This window comes from Streptomyces diversicolor (assembly GCF_057537855.1).
Genome location: NZ_BAAJXA010000001.1, coordinates 332547 through 356006 on the forward strand (window position 1 = coordinate 332547; position 23460 = coordinate 356006).

Here is a 23460-nt window from a genome sequence, read left to right on the forward strand (position 1 = left end):
CCGCGGGGTGCGCGTGCGGTCGCCGGACGGAGGTCAGCTCAGCGAGGCCAGCGCCTCGTTCCAGGTGGCCGACGGGCGCATCACCTGGTCGGCCTTGGCCCGGTCCGGCCGGTAGTAGCCGCCGATGTCGGCCGGGGAGCCCTGGACGGCGATCAGCTCGTCCACGATCTTCTGCTCCTGCGCGCCGAGCGTGTCGGCGAACGCGGCGAACGCCTTGGCCAGTTCCGCGTCGTCGGTCTGCCGGGCCAGCTCCTGCGCCCAGTACAGGGACAGATAGAAGTGGCTGCCGCGGTTGTCGATGCCGCCCACCCGGCGGGTCGGCGACTTGTTCTCGTTGAGGAAGCTCGCCGTGGCCCGGTCCAGGGTGTCCGCGAGGACCTGGGCGCGGGCGTTGCCTGTGGTCTTCGCGTACTGCTCGAAGGACGGCACCAGCGCGAAGAACTCACCGAGGGAGTCCCAGCGCAGGTAGTTCTCCTTGACCAGCTGCTGGACGTGCTTGGGCGCGGAACCGCCGGCCCCCGTCTCGAACAGGCCGCCGCCCGCCATCAGCGGGACCACGGACAGCATCTTGGCGCTGGTGCCCAGCTCCAGGATCGGGAACAGGTCGGTGAGGTAGTCGCGGAGCACGTTGCCGGTGACGGAGATGGTGTTCTCGCTGCGGCGGATGCGCTCCACGGACAGCTTGGTGGCCTCGACCGGGGGCAGGATCCTGATGTCCAGGCCCTCGGTGTCGTGCTCCGGCAGGTATGCCTTGACCTTCTCGATCAGTACGGCGTCGTGGGCGCGGTTCTCGTCCAGCCAGAACACGGCCGGGTCGCCGGTGGCGCGGGCGCGGGTCACGGCCAGCTTGACCCAGTCGCGGATCGGGGCGTCCTTGGTCTGGCAGGAGCGGAAGATGTCGCCGGCCGAGACGGTCTGCTCCAGGACGACGGTGCCGGACTGGTCGACGAGGCGGACGGTGCCGGTGACCGGGATCTCGAAGGTCTTGTCGTGGCTGCCGTACTCCTCGGCCTTCTGCGCCATGAGGCCCACGTTCGGCACCGAGCCCATGGTCGAGGGGTCGTAGGCGCCGTGCGCGCGGCAGTCGTCGATCACGGCCTGGTAGACGCCGGAGTAGCTGGAGTCCGGCAGCACCGCGAGGGTGTCGTGCTCCTGGCCGTCCGGGCCCCACATGTGGCCGGAGGTGCGGATCATGGCCGGCATGGAGGCGTCCACGATCACGTCGGAGGGCACGTGCAGATTGGTGATGCCCTTGTCCGAGTCGACCATCGCAAGCCGGGGGCCCTCGGCCAGCTCGGCGTCGAAGGACGCCTTGATCTCGTCGCCGTTCGGCAGGGACTGAAGGCCCTTGAAGATGCCGCCCAGACCGTCGTTCGGGGTCAGACCGGCCGCGGCGAACGTCTCGCCGTACTTCGCGAAGGTCTTCGGGAAGAAGGCGCGCACCACATGGCCGAAGATGATCGGGTCGGAGACCTTCATCATGGTGGCCTTCAGGTGCACGGAGAACAGGACGCCCTCCTCCTTGGCGCGGGCCACCTGCGCGGTGAGGAATTCGCGCAGCGCGGCGACGCGCATCACGGAGGCGTCGACGACCTCGCCCGCGAGCACCGGCACGGACTCGCGCAGCACGGTGGTGGAGCCGTCGTCGCCCTTCAGCTCGATGCGCAGCGCACCGGCCTCGGAGATCACCGCGGACTTCTCGGTGGAACGGAAGTCGTCGACGCCCATGGTGGCCACGTTCGTCCTGGACTCGGGGGTCCAGGCGCCCATGCGGTGCGGGTGGGTCTTGGCGTAGTTCTTCACCGACGCCGGTGCGCGGCGGTCGGAGTTGCCCTCGCGCAGCACCGGGTTCACGGCGGAGCCCTTGATCTTGTCGTAGCGGGCGCGGATCTCCCGCTCCTCGTCGCTCTTCGGGTCGTCCGGGTACTCCGGCAGCGCGTAGCCCTTGCCCTGGAGCTCGGCGATCGCGGCCTTCAGCTGGGGGATCGACGCCGAGATGTTCGGCAGCTTGACGATGTTGGCCTCGGGCGTCTTGGCCAGCTCGCCCAGCTCCGACAGGGCGTCGGGGATGCGCTGGTCCTCGTTCAGGTACTCCGGGAAGACGGCGATGATGCGGCCCGCCAGCGAGATGTCCCGGGTCTCCACGGCGACACCGGCCCGCGAGGCGTACGCCTGGATCACCGGCAGGAACGAATGCGTCGCCAGGGCCGGGGCCTCGTCTGTGTAGGTGTAGATGATGGTCGAGTCAGTCACCGGGTGCTCCGCTCCACGTCTGCAACATTGCTCGACATCAAGATATCTCCTACGGCCCCCCGACTCGACAGCACCCGACAACTCACCCCACGAACCACTGCGCGCGACGCCCGGCATCGGCACAGGCCGACGCGAGGCACCCGCGTCCCGAAGGGGCGCGGGGAACGGCGCGACAAGCCACAACGCCCCCGCACCCGGCAACACTCCCGCTCCACGAACGGCGCGTCCCCGAGGGGGCGCGGGGAACGGCGCGATCAGCCACAACGCCCCCGCACCCGGCAACTCTCCCGCTCCACGAACGGCGCGTCCCGAGGGGGCGCGGGGAACTGCGCGATCAGCCACAACGCCCCCGCACCCGGCAACTCTCCCCCTCCACGAACGGCGCGTCCCCGAGGGGGCGCGGGGAACTGCGCGATCAGCCACAATGCCCCCGCACCCGGCAACACTCCCGCTCCACGAACGGCGCGATCCAAAGGGGCGCGGGGAACTGCGCGACAAGGCCAAAGACACCCCGCACCGCCGCGCGAGCGCGCCGCGGGGAACCGGTGCCCTGCCGTGGGGCGACCCGGTGGGGGTCAGGGATGGTGCGGGGGCGTGGGTTCGTTGTCGGTGGCTCGTTGGTGGGGGATCAGGAGCGCCCCCTGCTGGAGGGCCACCGTCCGTGCCGGGGCCGGGATGCGGATGCCCTCCGCGCGGTAACGCCGGTGCAGGCGCTTGATGAACTCGTGCTTGATCCGGTACTGGTCGCTGAACTCGCCCACGCCCAGGATCACCGTGAAGCCGATCCGGGAGTCCCCGAAGGTGTGGAAGCGGATCGCGGGCTCGTGGTCGGGCACCGCCCCGGTGATCTCCGTCATCACCTCCGTGACGACCTCGCCGGTCACCCGCTCCACCTGGTCCAGGTCACTGTCGTAGCTGACCCCCACCTGCACCAGGATCGTCAGCTCCTGCTCAGGGCGGGTGAAGTTGGTCATGTTGGTCTTCGCGAGCTGCCCGTTGGGGATGACCACCAGGTTGTTGGACAGCTGGCGGACCGTGGTCTGCCGCCAGTTGATGTCCACGACGTAGCCCTCCTCGCCGCTGCTCAGCCGGATGTAGTCGCCGGGCTGCACGGTCTTGGAGGCGAGGATGTGGATGCCCGCGAACAGGTTGGCGAGGGTGTCCTGGAGCGCGAGGGCCACGGCAAGGCCGCCGACGCCGAGGGCGGTCAGCAGCGGTGCGATCGAGATGCCCAGTGTCTGCAGCATCACCAGGAACCCGATGGCGAGGACCAGCACCCGGGTGATGTTCACGAAGATGGTGGCCGAACCGGCGACCCCGGACCGGGACTGGGTGACCGTCCGCACCAGACCGGCGACCACGCGGGCCGCGGTGCCGCTCACCACGAGGATCAGCAGCACCTGGAGCGCCTGGTCGGTGTGGTGCCGCACGGTCCGGGTCAGCGGCAGCACGGCCGCCGCGACGGCCACGCCGCCCGCGATCGCCGCCCAGGGCACCACGGTCCGCAGGGCGTCCACGACGACGTCGTCGCCGCTCCAGCGGGTCCGCTTCGCGTGCTTGGCCAGCCAGCGCAGCAGCGTCCGCGACAGGAACGCCGCCACCAGGCCCGCCGCCACGGCGATCGCGGCGAGGATCAGGTCGTGCGCGGTCAGTGCCCGGTTCACCGGTCACCTCCGGTGCGGCGCCGTGCGGCGTGCCGCGCGTGCGACGGCCGGATGCGATGTCTCGTCACGTTGTCACCTGTTCGGGTCCGGGATGTGCGGGCGCGCCGGCTCCACGGTGCGAGGGACCGGCCGCGCCCGTTCATCCTGCCGTATCCGGCACGGGAGTTCGCACCGCTGCCGCCCGGCGGGAGGCGGCCCCCGGCGGGCCCGGGCCGGTGGTTCACAGGTCGGTGAAGGACCCGTGCCGCCCGGCACCGTCGGCGAACCGCGCCGCCCCCTCCACGGCCTCGGTCAACACCGCGGCCCCGTGCCGGAGTTCGTTCCGCAGCGCGTCCTGTTCCGGCAGTCCCTCCTGCTCCAGCACCGACGCCCGGTCGGAGCGCAGACACGCCTGCGGGAAGCGCGCGAGGTCAGCGGCCAGCGCCTGCGCCGCGTCCCGCGCCCGCCCGGCGGGCACGATCCGGTCGGCCAGGCCCATCCGGTACGCCTCCGGGGCCGGCACCGGCCGCCCGGTGAGGATCATGTCCAGGGCCCGTCCGGTGCCGATCAGCCGGGGGAGCCGTACCGTGCCGCCGTCGACGAGCGGGACGCCCCAGCGGCGGCAGTACACGCCGAAGACCGCGTCCTCCTCCGCCACCCGCAGATCGCACCACAGGGCGAGTTCCAGGCCCCCGGCCACCGCGTGCCCGGCGACCGCGGCGATCACCGGCTTGGACAGCCGCATCCGGGTCGGCCCCATCGGGCCGTCCCCGTCCTCGGCCACCCGGTTGCCCCGCCCGGTGCCCAGCGCCTTCAGGTCCGCGCCCGCGCAGAACGTGCCGCCCTCACCCCACAGCACCGCCACCCGCGCCTGCTCGTCGGCCTCGAACGCTCTGAAGGCGGCGGCGAGTTCGGCCGCGGTCGGCCCGTCCACCGCGTTGCGGACCTCGGGCCGGGACAGGACGACGGTGGTGACGTGTTCCTCGCGTTCCAGGCGCACCGGCACGGGCGGCTCTCCTCCCTGGCAGGCCGGCCGGGCCGCGTCCCCGGTCGGCTCGGAGGGCCAACTCTGCCTCAGATCACCTTCAGCCGCACCAGCGCGCCCAGCGTCAGCGCCCCCGGCAGCAGCGGCACCCACACGGTGATGATGCGGTAGGCGAGGACCACCGCGGTGGCGACCGCGACCGGCCCGCCCGCCGCCACCAGGGCCACGATCAGCGCGGCCTCGACGGAGCCGAGCCCGCCCGGCGTGGGCACCAGCGCCACCGCGACCGTCGCCGCGAGATAGGCCAGCGCCATGTGCGCCGGCGCCACCGGCAGGTCCAGCGCCCGCCCCACCGCGGCGAGGCCCGCGGCCTGCAGCGCCGGGAAGGCCAGCGATCCGCCCCACAGGGCCAGCGCCCGCGACGGACGCGTGTGCACCGAGCGCGCCTCGCCCAGCGCGCTGCGCAGGAACGACCACACGGCCGTGCGCAGCCGCCTAACGAGCGCCAGCACGCCCGCGGCCACGGCCAGTAGCAGGCCGGCGGCCAGCAGCAGCGGTCCGAGCGTTCCCGCGGGCAGCAGACCGCCCACCCGCAGCGCGTGCGGGAACGCGATCAGCAGAGCCGCCAGCAGGCCCACCCGGCCCACCGACTCGGCCAGCAGGTACAGCGCGACCGCGGCCGAGGAACGGGCGAGCGGCACCCCGCACACGGTCATGAAGCGCAGGTTCACCGCGCTCGACCCGAGCCCCGTCGGCAGCAGGTGGTTGGCCGCGTACGCCGCGAACTGGGTGGCCAGCAGGCGTCGTTTCGGCAGCGGCTGCACCACCGCCCCCTGCCGGGTCACCGCGGCCGCCACCCAGGTCAGACAGGTGGCGCCGCCCGCCGCCAGCAGCCAGGGCCAGGACGCGGCGCGCAGATGGCCGAAGCCCTCGGCGAGCACGGAGCGGTGCCGCACCGCGATCACGGTGACGAGCACGAGCGGGGCCAGACACAGCACCTGGCGGACGGGCAGGCGCCGCAGGAGACGTCGTGGCCCGCGGGGATCGGGGAGGTGTGCCGCTGTCACATCCGCAGAGGTTCTCCGCCCCACGTCAACGGCGGGTGGCCGGATCGGGGACGGCGGCTTACGTACGGGAAGCGGATGAGGGCGGGCCCGCCACCGCGCCTGCCGTCCGCGCCCGCCTGCGGGGTGCCGCAGGCGCCGTCCTGCCGCTGATCACATGGGTTACGCTCGGCAGACCGAAGCAGGAGGGCACGCAGCCATGGGTGACATCGAGATCCGCGACGACCGGGCGGCGGGCCGTCTGGAGGCCGTCTTCGACGCCGAAGTCGTGGGCCGCATCGAGTACTTCGTGCTGGAGTCACCGGGGCGCGCCCTGGTCCCCGTGCACACCGTCGTGGAACCCGCGCACGAGGGGAAGGGCATCGCCGGCTCCCTGGCCCGCGAGCTGTACGCCATGGCCGGGCGCGAGGGCGTCGCGGTGGCCCCGCTGTGCCCGTACGTCGTCAGGTGGGCCGCCCGCCATCCCGAGGATGCGCCGCCCGCCGGCCCTGACCTGCTGCGGGCCGCGAAGTCCTGGCTGGCGGCGCACCCCGGCCGGTTCTGACCGCGTGCCGGGGCGTTCCCGGGCCGTCTCCGCACGGCCGGACAGGGCACGCGGCTCCGTTGGTCGCGCAGCGTGGTGACGCCGCCCGGCGGGCCGAGGAACCGCGCGGAGGCGACCGCGGGCGCCGTACCGCCGCCACGGTCCGGCCGCGGCGGGGACGGTCCGGGTGTGCCCGGGTGAGTGGTGGACGTGCTGCCGGGTACGCGGGGGAATAGTCCAGTGGCGCTGTCGAGTGGCCCGCCGGAGGACGTCATGAGCAATCCGCATCCCGAACCCGCCCCGCCCGGACCCGCGCCGGGTCCGGGCCCCCGGCCGCCGGACCCGTATCCGAGCCCGGTCCCGGCCCCCGAGCCGCCGCCGGCCCCGCAACCGCCGGCCCCCGGCCCGGCCCCGACTCCGCCGCCCGCCCCGCATCCGGGGCCGCCGCCGGAGCCGTCGCCGTCCCCGATCCCGCCCGGCCCGGAGCCCGTGCCGAACCCCGAACCGGGTCCACCGCTGACCTGACCCGGCCGGAAGCGGGCGGCCCCGCACGGGCCGCCCGCCCCCGGCCGGCGTCCCGCTACGCCTCGACCTGCGAGCGGTCACCGCCCCACAGCGTGTGGAACGAGCCGTCGCGGTCGATCCGCCGGTAGGTGTGCGCCCCGAAGAAGTCCCGCTGCCCCTGGGTCAGCGCCGCCGGCAGCCGCTCGGCGCGCAGAGCGTCGTAATAGGCGAGAGCCGCGGCGAACCCGGGGGCCGCGACGCCCTGCCGGGTCGCCGCGACCAGCACCTCGCGCCAGTCGTCCTGCGCCGCCGCGATCTCCTGCGCGAACGTCTCGTCGGACAGCAGGCTCGGCAGGTCGGGCCGGGCGTCGTAGGCCGCGCGGATGCGGTCCAGGAACGCCGCCCTGATGATGCAGCCGCCGCGCCAGATGGCGGAGACCGCGCCGAGGTCGATGTTCCAGTCGTACTCCGTGCTGCCCGCGGCGATCTCGTGGAAGCCCTGCGTGTACGACACGATCTTCGACGCGTACAGCGCCTGCTCCACCCGGTCGGCGAACGCCGCCGCCTCCGCCTCGCCGAGCGGGGCCGGCTTCGGCCCGGCCAGATCCCGCGACGCCGCCCGCAGCGCGGCATGCCCCGACAGCGAGCGGGCGAACACGGCCTCCGCGATGCCCGACACCGGAACACCGAGGTCGAGGGCGATCTGGACCGTCCAGCGGCCGGTGCCCTTCTGCTCCGCCTGGTCCACCACGACGTCCACGAACGGCTTGCCCGTGGCCGCGTCCACATGGGAGAGCACCTCGGCCGTGATCTCGATCAGATACGAGTCGAGACGGCCCGTGTTCCAGGTGCGGAAGATGTCCGCGATCCGCGCGGGGGAGTACCCGGCGACATCGCGCAGCAACTGGTACGCCTCGCCGATCAGCTGCATGTCGGCGTACTCGATGCCGTTGTGCACCATCTTCACGAAGTGACCGGCGCCGTCGGGGCCGACATGCGTCACACAGGGCGCCCCGTCCGCGGCCTTCGCGGAGATCTTCTCCAGCATCGGGCCGAGGGAGTCGTACGACTCCTTCGAGCCACCCGGCATGATGCTCGGCCCGTGCAGCGCGCCCTCCTCACCGCCGGAGATCCCCGTGCCCACGAAGTGGATGCCCTTGCCGCGCAGCTCGCGTTCGCGGCGCCGGGTGTCCGCGAAGTGCGCGTTGCCGCCGTCGATGATCATGTCGCCGGGCTCCAGCAGCGGGGCGAACTCCTGGATCACGGCGTCGGTCGGGTCGCCCGCCTTCACCATGATGACCAGGCGCCGCGGCCGCTCCAGCGCCGCCACGAACTCCTTGGCGGTCTCGGCGGCGACGAAGTCCCCCTCGTGTCCGAACTCCGCCACCAGCTCCCGGGTCCGGGTCGCGGTGCGGTTGTGCACCGCGACCGTGTACCCGTTGCGCGCGAAGTTGCGGGCGAGATTGCGGCCCATGACCGCGAGACCCGTGACGCCGATCTGGGCTGAAGTGCTCATACGGTTGGCTCCTAAAGATCTGGACATCGGTGGTGCCGGTCGTGCCGCCAGTATTGCCCCTGACCATCCTGACTTGCCGGTACGCCGCCCGCACGTCCTGGGTGTTCCGGCTGCCGCGTCGCAGTCGATCCGGTCGTTCCGGCTGCGCAGGCAGATACGTATGACAAGTCCCACCTGCCTCAGCCGTATTCCAACTGGGGACGGATTCCCGGTCACTTGTCACACGGTGCGGCCGATTGCCGTCTTGTCATGGCCTGTTCGCGGCGCTTACCTTTGCCGCTCCTGCGCATGTCGAGGGGGCTCTCCATGGCCGTACGCGGCCGGCACCGCCGGTACCAGCCGAACAGGATCAACCGCGCCTCGCTCACGGCCACGGCGGGCGGCGTCGGCATCGCGATCCCGCTGATCGGCACCGGAACCGCCCACGCGGCCGACGCGGCCACCTGGAACAAGGTCGCCGCCTGCGAGTCGAGCGGCAACTGGAGCGTCAACACCGGCAACGGGTATTACGGCGGGCTCCAGTTCACCCAGTCCACCTGGGCCGCGTACGGCGGCTCGGCGTACGCGGCGCGCGCCGATCTGGCCACCCGGGACGAGCAGATCGCGGTGGCGGAGCGGGTGCTCGACGGGCAGGGGCCCGGCGCCTGGCCGACGTGCTCTGAGCGGGCCGGGCTGACCCGGGGCGGCGACGCGCCGGGCACACACCCGCGGAGCGCCGCGACCCGGCCCGCGCAGAGCCCCGTGCGCGACGTGCAGCCGCAGACCACGCCGCAGTCCCGGGCGGGCCGGGCCCGGATGTACACGGTGGTGCACGGCGACACACTCTCCGGCATCGCCGAGGACCAGCGGGTGCGGGGCGGCTGGCAGCGGCTGTACTCGGCCAACCGCAGCACGATCGGCTCCGACCCCGATCTGATCCTGCCGGGGCAGCGGCTCGATCTGCACGCCCCGGCGACCGGGGGCCGCTCCGCCGCCCCACCGCAGAAGCGGACCTCGCGACCGAAGAAGGCCACGAAGGACAAGCAGGCCCCGGAACGGAAGAAGGCCGCCCCCGAGGCGAAGAAGTCGTCCTCGGCGAAGAAGACGGCCGGCGGCAGCGGCCACGGGTCGGCGTCCGCCCACTCCCTCGTGGCGCCGGTGCAGGCCGCCATGGGCACGCCGTACCACGCCTCGGGCGGGCACTGGTCGAAGGGCTACCACACCGGCGTCGACTTCCCGGTGCCCACCGGCACCTCGGTCAAGGCGGTCGCGGCAGGCCAGGTGGTCGCGGCCGGCTGGGGCGGCTCCTTCGGCTACCAGGTGGTGATCCGGCACGCCGACGGCCGCTACTCGCAGTACGCGCATCTCTCGGCGATCTCCGTGAAGGCCGGCCGGCCGGTCACCGCGGGACAGCGCATCGGGCGTTCCGGGTCGACCGGGAACTCCACGGGGCCGCATCTGCATTTCGAGGTGCGGACGGGCCCGGAGTTCGGTTCGGACATCGACCCGGTCGCCTATCTCCGCTCGGGCGGCGTCAGAATCTGACCCGCGCCCGGCACCGCCCCCGCAGGGGCAGGGGCACGCGGTAGACGCCGCTGTGCAGCGGGGCGCAGGGGGCGAAGAGCGTGTACGCGTCCCATGCCCGCCCTTCGCCGTGGCCCGGCGGCGCGTCCAAGGGCGTCTCCTCGGCGACCGGTCCGCGGTCCGGCTCCGGCCGGCCCGCCGTGCCCAGTTGCCGCGGCAGCACCACGGCCGGCTCCCCGCCCGCCGCCGTCCTGGCGAGGGCGGGCACGGGCAGCGGGGCCGCACCCGTCGCGGGCGGCGGTTCCGCGGGCAGCGGTTCGCCGGGGTGCGGTTCGCCGGGGTGCGGTTCGCCGGGGTGTGGGGCGGCCCCGATGCGCTCGGTCGTCAGCAGGACAAGTCCGCACGCCGCCAGCACGCCGCAGCCCACCGCGAGGACGGTGCCCGCGGCGCCGTACCGGAAGGTCTCGCCGAACAGGGTGAGACCGACCACGGCGGCCAGCACCGGGTTCACCACGGTCAGCGTGGCCAGCGGCGCGGCCAGGCCGCCACCGCGGTACGCGGCCTGCGACAGCAGGACGCCACCCACGGCGAACGCGCCGATCACGGCCAGCGACGGCAGCTCCGCCGGGGCGATCCCACTGCTCCAGTCGACCGCGACGGTCTTGGTGAACACGGAGGACATGCCGAACGCTATGCCGGAGGCGGTCGCGAGCAGCACGCTGCGCACCGCCGGATGCCGGTGCGCCACCCGGCCCGCGATCATCAGGGCCACGACCGCACCGCCGGTGACCAGCCCGACCGCCGACTGCGCCGCGCCGTCGAGCGCGTGCCCGTCGGACGCGCCCACCAGGGACAGCAGGCCCGCCAGGCCGACCGTGGCCATGATCGCACCGCGCCAGCCGGCGGCCCCGGCCCTGCGCCCCACGAACAGCGCCGCCATGGGCAGCGCGAACACGATGGTCAGGGCGCCCAGCGGCTGCACCAGGCTGAGCGGGCCATAGGCCAGCGCCACCACGTGCAACAGCCCGCCGAGCCCGTTGAGCGCCATCGCCGCCCACCAGCTTGCCCGGCGCAGCGGCCCGTACCGGTCGTCCGGGGAGGAGGACACCGCCACCCGCTCCTGCACGATCGCCCCGCCGGCGTAGGCGACGGCGGAGACGATCGAGAGCACCACGGACAACGCGAGAGCACTCATGAACTGCTCCTCTGCGTGGAACGGGGGCGCGCGGCCCGGTGCGGCGAACGATCGTCTTGCATGGGCAACACTCTGCCCGCCCGAACGCTTCCCGTCGTCGTACCTGAGCAGGCAATGCGTCCTACTGCCGTTGGAGTACGGTCCGATCCCCGTCATCCCACGGGTGGGCGACGCAGGGTGGACAACCCGGTCACCCCGCCGGGTCCCCGGCGGCGGGCTCCTCGGCTGCTGCTGCCCGAGCCGGCCGCCGGGGCCTTCCCCGCGCGCCCCGTCCGGGCCACCATGAGGGGACCGGCCGGTGAGAGCAGGGGGTTACGGGTGCGAGTGGGACTGCTGAGCCGGGAATACCCCCCGGACGTGTACGGCGGCGCGGGCGTCCACGTCGAGTTCCTTGCCCGCGAGCTGGCCTGCCTGGTCGACCTGGAGGTGCACTGCTGGGGCGAGGGCCGCGGCGCCGGCGTCGTACGGCACCGCCCGTGGACCGCGCTGGACACCGCCAACGACGCGCTGCGCACCTTCTCCGTGGACCTGTCCATCGCCGCGGCCCTGGCGGGCCGCGAACTCGTTCACTCGCACACCTGGTACGCCAACCTCGCCGGCCACCTCGGCAAGCTCCTGTACGGGGTCCCGCACGTGGTGACCGCCCACTCCCTGGAGCCGCTGCGGCCCTGGAAGGCCGAGCAACTGGGCGGCGGCTACGCCCTGTCCGGCTGGTCCGAGCGCACCGCGATCGAGGCCGCCGACGCGGTGATCGCCGTGTCCGGGGCGATGCGCGAGGACATCCTCGGCTGCTACCCGGCGCTCGATGCGGCCCGGGTCCGCGTCGTGCACAACGGCATCGACACCGCCCTGTACCGGCCCGACCCCGGCACCGACGTGCTCACCCGCAACGGCCTTGACCCGCACCGGCCCTACGTCCTGTTCGTCGGCCGCATCACCCGCCAGAAGGGCGTGCCCGGGCTGCTGCGCGCCGCGCGCGACATCGACCCGGCGGCCCAGGTCGTGCTGTGTGCCGGCGCCCCCGACACCCCAGAGATCGACCGGGAGTTCCGCGACCTGTTCGGTGAGCTGAGCCGCGTCCGCGCCGGTGTGCACTGGATCCCGCGGATGCTGCCGCGCGCCGATGTCGTGCAACTCCTCACGCACGCCGCCGTGTTCGTCTGCCCGTCGGTGTACGAACCGCTCGGCATCGTCAACCTGGAGGCGATGGCCTGCGGCACCCCGGTGGTGGCGTCCCGGGTCGGCGGCATCCCCGAGGTCGTCGAGGACGGCCGGACCGGGCTGCTGGTCGACATGGACGACGATTTCGAGGCGTCCCTGGCGCGGGCCCTGAACCGCGTGCTCGGCGATCCGGCGACGGCCCGGCGGATGGGCGAGGCCGGACGGGAGCGCGCCGTGCGCGAGTTCGGCTGGGACGCGGTGGCCCGGCGCACGGTCGCGCTGTACGAGGAGGTCGTCAAGCAGGCTTAACGCGTGCCTCGCCAGGGCACGATGGGGGAACCAGGGTGAGGGGGGAGCGGCCATGCGTCGTGGTGGACCTTCAGTGCTCGGCATCGTCCTCGCGGGCGGCGAGGGCAAGCGGCTGATGCCCCTGACCGCGGACCGGGCCAAACCGGCGGTCACCTTCGGCGGCACCTACCGCCTGGTGGACTTCGTGCTCTCCAACCTCGTCAACGCCGACATCCTGCGCATCTGCGTGCTCACCCAGTACAAGTCGCACTCGCTGGACCGGCACATCACCACCACCTGGCGGATGTCGAGCCTGCTCGGCAACTATGTGACCCCGGTCCCGGCGCAGCAGCGGCTCGGCCCGCGCTGGTACCTGGGCAGCGCCGACGCGATCCTCCAGTCCCTCAACCTCGTGCACGACGAACAGCCCGACTACGTGGCGGTGTTCGGCGCCGACCACGTCTACCGCATGGACCCGCGGCAGATGCTCCGGCAGCACATCGAGGGCGGCGCGGGCGTGACCGTCGCGGGCATCCGCGTGCCGCGCTCCGAGTCCTCGGCGTTCGGGGTGATCACGCCCGGCTCCGACGGGCGCGGCATCCAGCGGTTCCTGGAGAAGCCCGCCGACCCTCCCGGCCTGCCGGACGACCCGGAGCGGGTCTTCGCCTCGATGGGCAACTACCTGTTCACCACCAAGGCGCTGATCGAGGCGTTGCAGCGGGACGCCGAGGACGAGTCCTCGGCGCACGACATGGGCGGTTCGATCCTGCCCCGGCTCACCGGCCGCGGCGAGGCGCAGCTGTACGACTTCGGCGACAACCACGTGCCCGGCGAGACCAGCCGCGACCGGGGCTACTGGCGGGACGTCGGCACGCTGGACGCGTACTACGACGCGCACATGGACCTGATCGCCGAGCGTCCCGCCTTCAACCTGTTCAACCGGAGCTGGCCCGTCTACACCCACTCCAACCAGCTCTCGCCGGCCCGGTTCAACGCCGGCGGCATGGCGAGCGAGTCCATCATCAGCGCCGGCTGTCTGATCCGCGGCCAGGTCACCCGGTCCGTGCTCTCCCCGGGCGTGGTGGTCGATCCGGGTGCCGTCGTCCAGGGCTCGGTGCTGCACGACAACGTGCACGTCGGACGGGGCGCGGTGGTCCGCGGCGCCGTACTCGACAAGAACGTCGACGTGCCGCCCGGCGCGACCATCGGCGTCAACCCGGAGCGGGACGCGGAGCTGTACACGGTCTCCGCGGCCGGGGTGATCGCGCTCGGCAAGGGACAACGCGTCTCCTGACGCCCCACCGGAAGCGCCCCGGATCGCGCGGTTCGTGGAGCGGGAGTGTTGCCGGGTGCGGGTGCGTTGTGGCTGATCGCGCAGTTCCCCGCGCCCCCTCGGGGACGCGCCGTTCACTGAGCGCGAGCGTTGCCGGGTGCGGGGGCATTGTGGCTGATCGCGCGCGGGGTGGCGCGGGGGCGCGCTGGGGACCACCCCGTGTGCGGCTTCTGGGGTCGGCGGGGCTGCGTGGGTGGTGGGTCGTGGACGGCCGTCGTGCGCGGCTTTCGGGATCGGCGGGGCTGCGTGGGGCGCGTCGTGTACCGCTGTCGTGCGCCGCTGCCGGGGTCGGTAGGGCCGCGTGGGCGACGCGTCGGGCACCGTCGCCGCGGGGATCCCCGGCTTCCATGCCCGCGGACCTCAGGATGCAGGCAACGATGTCGAGATCCGGAGGTCATCCGAGATGAGAGTGACCCGGCGTCCGCGACTGTGCCTGGCCGGGGTGATGGCGGCGTCCGCGCTGTTCGCCACCCCCGCCGCACGGGCCGCCGAGCCGACCGTCGGCCACCTCACCGACCTGGTCGACCCGTTCATCGGGACCCAGAACGAGGGCAACACCTTCCCCGGCGCCGCCGTGCCCTTCGGCATGGTGCAACTGTCCCCGGACACCGGGCACAGCACCGGCTACGACTACTCCCACCGCCGGATCCGCGGCTTCTCGCTGGTCCATCTCTCGGGCGTCGGCTGCCGCATCGGCGGCGACCTGCCCGCGCTGCCGACCACCGGCGACGTCACGCGGACGGACTACGCCCGGTACGCGGCCGGGTTCCGGCACGACGACGAACGGGCGAGCCCCGGCTACTACCGGGTGCACCTGGCCTCCGGAATCCGCGCCGAACTCACCGCCACCGCCCGCACCGGCGTACAGCGCTACACCTTCCCCGCCACCGACAGGGCGAACGTGCTGCTGAACGCGGCCCAGTCGCTGCACAAGCCGGTCGCGAGCGAGGTGCGGATCCTCGACGACCGGACGGTGCGCACCACGATCACCGGCCGTGGCTTCTGCCGGAACACCCCGCCCTACACCGTGCACACGCTGACCCGCTTCGACCGGCCCTTCACGGCGTACGGCACCTGGGACGGCGCCACCGTCGCGCCCGGCGCGCGGACCGGTCCGGGCGGCGCCTACCTGCGCTTCGACACGACCCGGCAGCGCACCGTCACGGCGACCACCGCCCTGTCGTACGTCGACGCGCACGGCGCGGAGGTCAACCTGCGCGCGGAGGGCGGCCGTTCCTTCGACGCCGTGCGCGCGGCGGCGCGGCGGGCGTGGGAGGAGCGGCTGGGCACGGTCCGCGTCACGGGCGGCGACCCGACGCGCCTGCGCACCTTCTACTCGTCGCTGTACCGGTCGTTCCTCGCGCCGAACGTCGGCAGCGACGCGGACCGCCGCTACCGGGGCTGGGACCTGCGGGTGCGCCGCGCGCGGGACTTCACGTACTACCAGAACTGGTCCCTGTGGGACACCTACCGCACCCAGTGCCAGCTGCTCGCCCTGCTCGCGCCGCGCGAGGCCCGCGACATGGCGCTCTCCGTGGTCAGGGTCGGCGAGGAGGGCGGCTGGCTGCCCAAGTGGGGCTACGGCACGGTCGAGACGAACATCATGACGGGCGATCCGGTCACCCCGTTCCTGACCACCGCCTACCAGCAGGGCCTGCTCGCCGGGTTCGAGGAGCGGGCGTACCGGGTGCTGAAGCGCAACGCCGACGGTGTGCCGCCGGCTGGCCTGCCGATGGCGGGCCGCGAGGCCAACGCGGAGTACATCGCGCACGGCTTCGCCCCCTACGACAAGGACCGCCCGCGGGCCAAGCTCGGCGACTCCGACTACCACCAGGGCGGCTCGGTGACCCTGGAGTACGCGCTGTCCGACGCGATGCTCGCGCAGATGGCGCGCGGCCTCGGCCACACCGGCGACGCCGCACGCTACGCGGCCCGGTCCCGCAACTACCGCACCGTCTTCGACCCGTCGACCGGCTTCTTCCGGGCCCGGGACGTATCCGGCGCCTTCACCGGACCGGCCGACCCGGCGCACAGCGTCGGCTTCCACGAGGGCACCGCCTGGCAGTACCAGTGGCTGGTCCCGCAGGACCTGCCCGGCCTGATCGGCCTGCTCGGCGGCGAGCGGGCGACGAACGACCGGCTGGACGCGTTCTTCGCCTACGACCGGCTGCTGGCCGACCCCGAGGGCACCGCCCGTCGGGTGTGGGTGCACGGCGATCCGTACGCGTACTACCACGCGGACAAGTACAACCCGCAGAACGAGCCCGACCTCATCGCCCCGTACACCTATCTGTCCACCGGTCAGCCCTGGAAGACCACCGACGTGGTGCACGCGGCGCTCACCCTGTTCACGGACGCGCCGACCGGGGTCACCGGCAACGACGACCTCGGCACCATGTCCGCCTGGCATGTGCTCTCCTCGATCGGGCTCTTCCCCGTGCAGCCCGGTTACGGCACCTGGGGCCTGTCCACGCCCGTCTTCGACCGGGTCGAGCTGGTCCTCGACCGGCGGCACTGGCCGAACGGCGGGCTGATGGTCACCGCGCCCGGCACCTCGGCCGCCGACCGCTACGTCCAGTCGGTCCGCGCCGACGGAGTGCCGCACGCCCGGACCTATCTGACGACGGGTGCGCTGCGCTCCCTGCGGACGCTCGCGTTCACGGTCGGCCCGCGCCCGTCAGAGTGGGGTACATCACCTCAGGCGGCCCCACCTGCCCTGACATGACCTCAGGCGCCTCATGCGTCCCGGCGCTTTCCGAGGGTCGGTGGCTTCATGTGGCGGTAACTGTGCGTAGTCTGATCGTACTTGACCGTAATCTCCGGTGGGGGGTTGACTGCTTGTCCACCCTCCGCCGACGCGAGGCAAGCCATTGACATCCCATCTGCTCGCACCTCTCGACCTTGCGTTCTGGAACATCGAGTCCGACCTGCACCCGATGCACCTGGGCGCGCTCGGTGTCTTCGCCACGCACTCGCCCACCGCCGGCGCGCACGCGGCCGACCTGCTCGCCGCCCGCGCCGCCGCCGTGCTCGGCCTGCGCATGCGCATCCGGGACGTGTGGCAGCCGACGGGCTCCCCGCTTTCCCTCCCGCTCGCCTTCGGCGGCGCGGCCCGCGAACCCGACCCCGGCTTCGACCCCCTGAACCATGTGCGCCTGCACGCCCCCACCGACGACTTCCACGCCGTCGCCGGCCGGCTGATGCAGCGTCCGCTGGAACGCGGTCTGCCCCCCTGGGAGGCACACGTCCTGCCCGGCGCGGACGGCGTCTCCTTCGCCGTGCTGTTCAAGTTCCACCACGCGCTGGCCGACGGCCTGCGCGCGCTCAAGCTCGCCGCCGGCCTGCTCGACCCGGTGGACCTGCCGCGGCGCGGCCCCCGCCCCGCCGCGCCGCCGCGCCGCACGGTGCCCGATGTGCGCAGACTGCCCGGCCTGCTGCGCGGCGCCCTGTCCGACCTCGGCCGCGCCCTCGACATCGGCGCCTCCGTGGCCCTGTCCGGCGTGGGCGTGCGCTCCTCGGCCGCGCTCGCCTCCGCCGCCAGCGGTACCCGCCGCACCGCGGGCGTCGTCCTCGACATCGACGAGGTGCACCGGGTCCGCAAGACCGCGGGCGGCACCGTCAACGACGTCCTGATCGCCGTCGTCGCGGGCGCCCTGCGGCGCTGGCTCGACGAGCGCGGCGACGGCAGCGAGGGGGTCGCGCCGCGCGCCCTGATCCCGGTCTCCAAGCGCCGCCCGCGCACCGCCCACCCGCAGGGCAACCGGCTCTCCGGGTACCTGATACGGCTTCCCGTGGGCGAGCCCGACCCGCTGCGCCGCCTCGGCACGGTGCGTGCCGCGATGGACCGCAACAAGGACGCGGGACCCAACCGGGGCGCGGGCGCCGTCGCGCTGCTCGCCGATCATGTGCCCGCCCTCGGGCACCGGCTCGGCGGACCGTTCGTCGGCCAGGCCGCCCGGCTCTGGTTCGACATCCTGGTCACCAGCGTGCCGCTGCCCGGTCTCGGCCTGCGGCTCGGCGGCCACCAGCTGACCGAGGTCTACCCCTTCGCCCCGCTCGCCCCCGGCCAGTCGCTGGCGGTCGCGATCTCGACGTACCGCGGCCGTGTCCACTACGGACTCGTCGCCGACGCGCGGGCCGTGCCCGACCTCGACCGGCTGGCCCGGGCGGTGACCGACGAGGTCGAGGCCCTGATCGCGGTCTGCGAGCGCTGAGCACGGCGGGCGGGCCCGGTCGCCGGGGCGCCCGGGGCCGCGCGCCGCCGGCTCCCCGGCCCGCGAGCCGCACGCCGTCGCGCCGGCCCATGGGGCCCGGGTTTGGCGGTGCGGCCGGGCGCTCCGTAAAATTCCGCGTTCGACGGCGGGCGCGACCGGAGCGCCGTGCGGTGATCAGGGAAACGGCAGCGCGATGACGGTGACACAGGACGGCCCGGCGGCTCCCGAGGGGGCGCTGGAGCCCGGTGACGAGGCGGCGTACGGTCCGGGCATCGACCCCGAACGCCTCGCCGTGTGCCTCAGCGTGCTGGCGGAACTCGACCGGATCGAGGTCGACCACCCCGACGCGGTCACGGTGCGCCGGGCCACCTCGCAGATCTACCGCACGGTCAAGCAGCGCCGCCGCCAGGAGCGCCGGGCCGCCAAGACCGCCCACGACAAGGCGGTCACGGAGGCCACCGCGACCGGCTCCGCCCAGCGCATCGACGACGAGACCGAGGGCATCCTGCCCTCCTCGACGACACAGGCGGGCCGGATCGCGGGCGTGCTCCAGCGCCCGCGCTCCTGCTACATCTGCAAGCAGCGCTACGTCGAGGTCGACTACTTCTACCACCAGCTGTGCCAGGAGTGCGCCGCCGAGAACCGGGCCCGCCGCGAGGCCCGCGCCGACCTCGGCGGCAAGCGGGCGCTGCTCACCGGCGGCCGGGCCAAGATCGGCATGTACATCGCGCTCAGGCTGCTGCGCGACGGCGCGCACACGACGATCACGACGCGGTTCCCGAACGACGCGATCCGCCGTTTCAAGGCCCAGCCCGACAGCGACGAGTGGATCCACCGGCTGAAGATCGTCGGCATCGATCTGCGCGACCCCGCCCAGGTGGTGGCGCTGGCCGACGCGGTCGCCGCCGAGGGCCCGCTCGACATCCTGATCAACAACGCGGCGCAGACGGTGCGTCGCTCCCCGCAGGCCTACAGCGAGCTGGTCGCCGCCGAGTCCGCCCCGCTGCCGGCCGGTGAGCTGCCGGCCGCCCAGGTGATCGGCGCCTTCGGCTCGGGCGCGGTCGCCGCGCTCCCGGTGGCCGGCGGCGGCTCCCTGACCGCCGCGGACGTGACCGGCCTGGCGCTCGTCTCCGGCTCGGCGTCCCTGGAGCGGATCGCGGCCGGTACGGCCATCGACGCCGGCGGGCTGGTACCCGACCTGCACGACACCAACAGCTGGATCCAGTCGGTGGACGAGGTCACGCCGGTGGAGCTGCTTGAGGTCCAGCTGTGCAACTCGACGGCCCCGTTCATCCTGATCAGCCGGCTGCGCCCGGCCATGGCGGCATCCCCGGCCCGGCGGACGTACGTCGTCAACGTCTCTGCCATGGAGGGCGTCTTCAGCCGCGGCTACAAGGGCGCCGGGCATCCGCACACCAATATGGCCAAGGCCGCGCTCAACATGCTCACCCGCACCAGCGCGCAGGAGATGTTCGAGAAGGACCGCATCCTGATGACGGCCGTGGACACCGGCTGGATCACCGACGAGCGCCCGCACCCCGACAAGGTCCGGCTGGCCGAGGCCGGCTTCCACGCCCCACTGGACCTGATCGACGGCGCCGCCCGCGTCTACGACCCGATCGTCCGCGGCGAGCAGGGCGAAGACCTCCACGGCGTCTTCCTGAAGGACTACGCCCCCAGCAAGTGGTAACCACCCCAATCCCCGCACCCCAAAGAGCCGCGGCGAACGGCACGCCAAGCCACAACGCCCCCGCACCAAACCGCCGCCCGGTCGCGCCCCAAAGGGGCGCGGGGAACGGCGCGCCCAGCCACGACGCACCGGCACTGACCCGCCGCCCGGTTGCGCCCCAAGGGGGCGCGGGGAACGGCGCGCCCAGCCACGACGCACCCGCAGCGAACCGTCGGCCGTTGCGCCCCAAGGGGGCGCGGGGAACTGCGCGCCCGGCCACGACGCACCCGCAGTGGACCCCGCCGCCTGGCGGCAACGCTCCCGCAGGGGACCGCTCAGGCGGACCGACCATCACGGCCAACGCCCGGCGCGAGCCGAGCGTGTCGGGCCGCCACCAGTTCGAGCACCGTGCGCCAGTCCTCCAGCACCCCCGCGTCGAAGACGACGGTCCGGCCCTCCTCGGCCGCATGCTGCAGCCGCAGCAGATCGTCGTCGGCCGTCGGCCCACGCTGCCGCACCAGACCGTATACGCGCTCACCGAGCAGCGGCCGCACGGCCTCCGCGGCGCGCGCCGCCTGCCCGGCCGCATCGCCCGGCCCGAGCAGCTGCCCGATGCCGTGCACCAGCCCCGCCACCTGGAGCTCCTTGTCGGCGGGCCGGGTGCGGCGCAGCAGCGCGGCGGTGCGCAGCGCGTGCTCGTACCGGCAGGCGTACAGCAGATCCATCAGCTCCTCGACGCTGCGCAGCTCCATGCGTCAGTCCTCCCGCGAGACAGCCGTTGCCTGGTGTCAGCAGATCATGGAGAGCTTGCGACTCGGCCAACGGCACTTGAACTGCACAGCGCCGGGTTCCTGTGTTCGACTCTTGCTTCGAACGGGCGATCCCAAGAGGCGCATTGCGTTACAAATAGGGTCAAATCTCTGTCGGCGCGGCACGGAGTGACGCGGGAACGTTACAGCTTGTTTGCACTCCCGATCGAGCGGACCCCCGCTCATTTGGTTAACCTGGGGTGAGGCGGACGACAACACCGGGTCCCATCCACACCCACGGTCCGTCCGGGGCCGACCGGTCCATCACGGCCGGCTCTGCTGCGAGTACCGGCGCCACCGCGTCCGAACTGGCCTTTCATCCAGACCCGAGCGGGCGTCAAGCGCCGGAGACGCACACTGGCCGACACGCCCCGAGGGTGACCCGACACATAAGGAGTGCGCGGTGACACCGGAGAAGACGAATCGCGAACAGCGCCCCAAGGAACGCCCCGAGCGGTCGGGCGGGCGCAGGCCCGGACAGCTCGGCAGCCTCGACGTGTGGGCCCGTTCGGCCCCCATCCGCCTCGCGGGTTACGAGGACGACCTGGCCGAACCCCACATCCTGCCGAGCGTCGACTGATCCGAGGGGCGACCGGCGCGGTCGCCCGACGCATGGGCGTGCGAGACTCACGCCCATGCCGATCAGAGACGCCGTGCCCGGCGACTGGCCGCGGATCTGGCCGTTCTGGCACCGGATCGTCGCCGCCGGCGAGACGTACACCTGGGACCCGGACACCCCGGAGGAGAGTGCCCGCGCCCTGTGGACGGGCCCGGCCAAGCGGGTCTACGTCGCCGAGGACGAGGCCGGGGCCGTGGTGGGCTCCGCCTACCTCACCCCGAACTACGGCGGGCCCGCCGCCGACGTCGCCAACGCCGGTTTCATGGTCGACCCCGACCGGGGCGGTCGCGGCATCGGCCGCGCCCTCGCCGAGCACGTCCTGGCCGAGGCCGCCGCGCACGGCTACCGTGCGATGGTCTTCAACGCCGTCGTGGAGACCAACCCGGCCGTGGCCCTGTGGACGTCCCTCGGCTTCACGATCCTCGGCACGATCCCGCACGCCTTCAACCACCCCGCCCACGGCAGGGTGGGCCTGCACATCATGTACAAGCCGCTCGACCAGCCCTAGTCGCCGCAGCGTGCCCGGACCGAACTGCTGCCGGCCGCCGCCGCGTACCAGGCCGCCCACCGGGAGCTGGCCGTCCGCCGGGAATTGGCCGCCCGCCTTGGCGCGGCCGAGGGCATCGGCGCCCGTGGCTACGGTGTCCGGGCGCTCGTCGTCAGCCGGGTCGGTGGCAGGAACTCCCGGACGTACGTCCGCTCCCAGCAGGCGCCCGTCTGCCGCAGTTCGCGCCAGGTCGTGTACCGGTAGCGGAAGAGGCGGGCGCGGACATAGCGCGGCGGCCGGTCCGGCGGGAACGGCGAACGGCGCAGCAGCCGCAGCGTGTCCCGGTCGTTCTCCAGTAGCCGCTCCACCAGGCCGCCGAACCAGTCCCCGGCGTACGCGGGCGACAGCGCCGCGAACCACATCAGCCAGTCCAGCCGCAGATGGTAGGGGGCGAACTGGCGCGGCCAGCGCCGCGGGTCGCCCGGTTTGCCCTTGAACTCGTACTCCCGCCACCCCTCGTCCGGCCGCGGCACCGCGTCCAGCGTGCCCTCGACCACCACCTCGTAGCGGACCCGGCCGACGCTGCCGAACGCGCCGTAGGTGTTCACCAGGTGCAGCGGGTCGAAGGAGCGGTTCATCACCTGGCGGCGGGAGACCATGTTCAGCACCGGGCGGTAGCTCAGGAACACGAGCAGCGCGGCGGCGCCGAGCACCACGCACACGAACCACAGCGGCGTCGCTCCCACCGAAGGGGGCGTGCCGGGGAAGCGGATCGCCGGCAGCGCCAGCACGATGGTGATCCAGTTCAGCCAGGAGAAGTTGCCGGACAGCACCAGCCACAGCTGGGTGACGATCATCAGGGACGCGGCGACCGTCGCCACCGGCTGCGGGGCGAACAGCAGCACGGGCACCACGAGTTGGGTGACATGGTTCGCCGCCGCCTCCACCCGGTGCAGCGGCCCGGGCAGCCGGTGGAAGAACCAGCTCAGCGGGCCCGGCATCGGCTGGGTCTCATGGTGGTAGTACAGGCAGGTCAGGTTCCGCCAGCACGGATCGCCGCGCATCTTGATCAGGCCCGCGCCGAACTCCAGCCGGAACAGGATCCAGCGCAGCAGGAACAGCACCACCACCGGCGGCGCGACCTCGTCGTTGCCGAGGAACACGGCGAGGAAGCCCACCTCAAGCAGCAGCGACTCCCAGCCGAACGCGTACCAGGTCTGGCCGACGTTGACGATCGACAGGTACAGCGCCCAGGGCATCAGCCACAGGGCCATCGCGCCGGCCGTGGGAAGCAGCGAGTCCGCCCCCGCGAGCAGCGCCGCCGAGACGACGCAGCCCGCCCAGCAGCAGGCCGCGAAGAACCGGTCGGAGTAGTGCAGGTGGAACAGGCTCGGCGCGCGCCCAAAGCGCACCCGTGCCACGAACCGGGGGACCGGCAGCATGCCCCGCTCCCCGATCAGCGCGCGGAACTGGAGGGCGGCCGTCAGGAACGCGACGAGGTAGACGGCGGCCAGGGCCCGCTGGAACACCAGTCGGCTCAGCCAGTACTCGGATGCGGTGAACCAGTCCACGGTCCCGCGCTCCCTCCTTCGGTGTCCGCCCGCGGCGTGCGCATCACTGTGCGTACCGCGCCGCTGCGTTTGCGTAACCCGGGCGGCCGGTGCGGACAATGGTGTCGAAGGGTCGAATGTCAC

At 73.2% G+C, this 23460-nt stretch carries 17 protein-coding genes; 9 read left to right on the forward strand and 8 right to left on the reverse strand.

Annotation, left to right across the window (positions count from 1 at the left end):
• Positions 1-33: 33 nt before the first annotated feature.
• From AC27LF_RS01360 to AC27LF_RS01375, 4 genes are all read right to left on the reverse strand, one after another.
• Entirely contained in the window at positions 34-2253 is a 2220-nt protein-coding gene (locus AC27LF_RS01360; RefSeq protein ID WP_479657888.1) for an NADP-dependent isocitrate dehydrogenase, read from the reverse strand.
• A 575-nt stretch (positions 2254-2828) separates the two neighbouring features.
• Positions 2829-3917, reverse strand: a complete 1089-nt coding sequence (locus AC27LF_RS01365) for a mechanosensitive ion channel family protein (protein WP_479657887.1) — start codon at positions 3915-3917, stop codon at positions 2829-2831.
• Positions 3918-4137: 220 nt separating this feature from the next.
• Positions 4138-4902, reverse strand: coding sequence for a crotonase/enoyl-CoA hydratase family protein (locus AC27LF_RS01370; protein WP_479657886.1), 765 nt, complete (start codon positions 4900-4902; stop codon positions 4138-4140).
• A 68-nt stretch (positions 4903-4970) separates the two neighbouring features.
• Positions 4971-5948 (reverse strand): lysylphosphatidylglycerol synthase transmembrane domain-containing protein, encoded by a 978-nt coding sequence (locus AC27LF_RS01375; RefSeq protein WP_479657885.1) that lies wholly within the window; start codon positions 5946-5948, stop codon positions 4971-4973.
• A 196-nt stretch (positions 5949-6144) separates the two neighbouring features.
• Between AC27LF_RS01375 and AC27LF_RS01380 the strand changes: the two genes are divergently transcribed.
• Positions 6145-6489, forward strand: coding sequence for a GNAT family N-acetyltransferase (locus tag AC27LF_RS01380; RefSeq protein WP_479657884.1), 345 nt, complete (start codon positions 6145-6147; stop codon positions 6487-6489).
• Positions 6490-7048: 559 nt separating this feature from the next.
• Here the strand turns inward: AC27LF_RS01380 and gndA are convergent.
• On the reverse strand, positions 7049-8488 hold the full coding sequence (gndA, locus tag AC27LF_RS01385; RefSeq protein WP_479657883.1) for an NADP-dependent phosphogluconate dehydrogenase: 1440 nt from the start codon (positions 8486-8488) through the stop codon (positions 7049-7051).
• 306 nt (positions 8489-8794) lie between these two features.
• On the opposite strand from gndA, the gene AC27LF_RS01390 reads away from it, so the two are divergent.
• On the forward strand, positions 8795-10012 hold the full coding sequence (locus AC27LF_RS01390; protein WP_479657882.1) for a transglycosylase family protein: 1218 nt from the start codon (positions 8795-8797) through the stop codon (positions 10010-10012).
• On the opposite strand, the gene AC27LF_RS01395 is transcribed toward AC27LF_RS01390, so the two are convergent.
• Positions 10002-11186, reverse strand: coding sequence for a DMT family transporter (locus AC27LF_RS01395; protein WP_479657881.1), 1185 nt, complete (start codon positions 11184-11186; stop codon positions 10002-10004). The two genes, AC27LF_RS01390 and AC27LF_RS01395, sit on opposite strands and share 11 nt — an antisense overlap.
• A 318-nt stretch (positions 11187-11504) precedes the next feature.
• On the opposite strand from AC27LF_RS01395, the gene glgA reads away from it, so the two are divergent.
• From glgA to AC27LF_RS01420, 5 genes are all read left to right on the forward strand, one after another.
• Entirely contained in the window at positions 11505-12656 is a 1152-nt protein-coding gene (gene glgA, locus AC27LF_RS01400) for a glycogen synthase (protein ID WP_479657880.1), read from the forward strand.
• Between the two features lie 52 nt (positions 12657-12708).
• Positions 12709-13929 carry a glucose-1-phosphate adenylyltransferase gene (gene glgC, locus AC27LF_RS01405; RefSeq protein ID WP_479657879.1) on the forward strand — a complete coding sequence of 407 codons (1221 nt, stop codon included), beginning with the start codon at positions 12709-12711 and terminating at the stop codon, positions 13927-13929.
• Between the two features lie 442 nt (positions 13930-14371).
• Complete coding sequence (locus tag AC27LF_RS01410) at positions 14372-16693, forward strand: GH92 family glycosyl hydrolase (RefSeq protein WP_479657878.1); 2322 nt, start codon at positions 14372-14374, stop codon at positions 16691-16693.
• 145 nt (positions 16694-16838) lie between these two features.
• Positions 16839-18182, forward strand: a complete 1344-nt coding sequence (locus AC27LF_RS01415; protein WP_479657877.1) for a wax ester/triacylglycerol synthase family O-acyltransferase — start codon at positions 16839-16841, stop codon at positions 18180-18182.
• A gap of 193 nt (positions 18183-18375) precedes the next feature.
• Entirely contained in the window at positions 18376-19872 is a 1497-nt protein-coding gene (locus AC27LF_RS01420; RefSeq protein ID WP_479657876.1) for an SDR family NAD(P)-dependent oxidoreductase, read from the forward strand.
• 314 nt (positions 19873-20186) lie between these two features.
• Here AC27LF_RS01420 and AC27LF_RS01425 read toward each other — a convergent pair whose 3' ends face one another.
• A complete protein-coding gene (locus AC27LF_RS01425; protein WP_479657875.1) occupies positions 20187-20603 on the reverse strand; it encodes a hypothetical protein in 417 nt (138 codons plus the stop codon).
• Between the two features lie 460 nt (positions 20604-21063).
• Here AC27LF_RS01425 and AC27LF_RS01430 point away from each other — a divergent pair, with 460 nt between their 5' ends.
• Complete coding sequence (locus AC27LF_RS01430) at positions 21064-21240, forward strand: hypothetical protein (RefSeq protein WP_479657874.1); 177 nt, start codon at positions 21064-21066, stop codon at positions 21238-21240.
• 55 nt (positions 21241-21295) lie between these two features.
• Positions 21296-21787 (forward strand): GNAT family N-acetyltransferase, encoded by a 492-nt coding sequence (locus AC27LF_RS01435; protein ID WP_479657873.1) that lies wholly within the window; start codon positions 21296-21298, stop codon positions 21785-21787.
• A 128-nt stretch (positions 21788-21915) separates the two neighbouring features.
• Here AC27LF_RS01435 and AC27LF_RS01440 read toward each other — a convergent pair whose 3' ends face one another.
• Positions 21916-23337 (reverse strand): lipase maturation factor family protein, encoded by a 1422-nt coding sequence (locus AC27LF_RS01440; RefSeq protein WP_479657872.1) that lies wholly within the window; start codon positions 23335-23337, stop codon positions 21916-21918.
• Positions 23338-23460 lie beyond the last annotated feature (123 nt).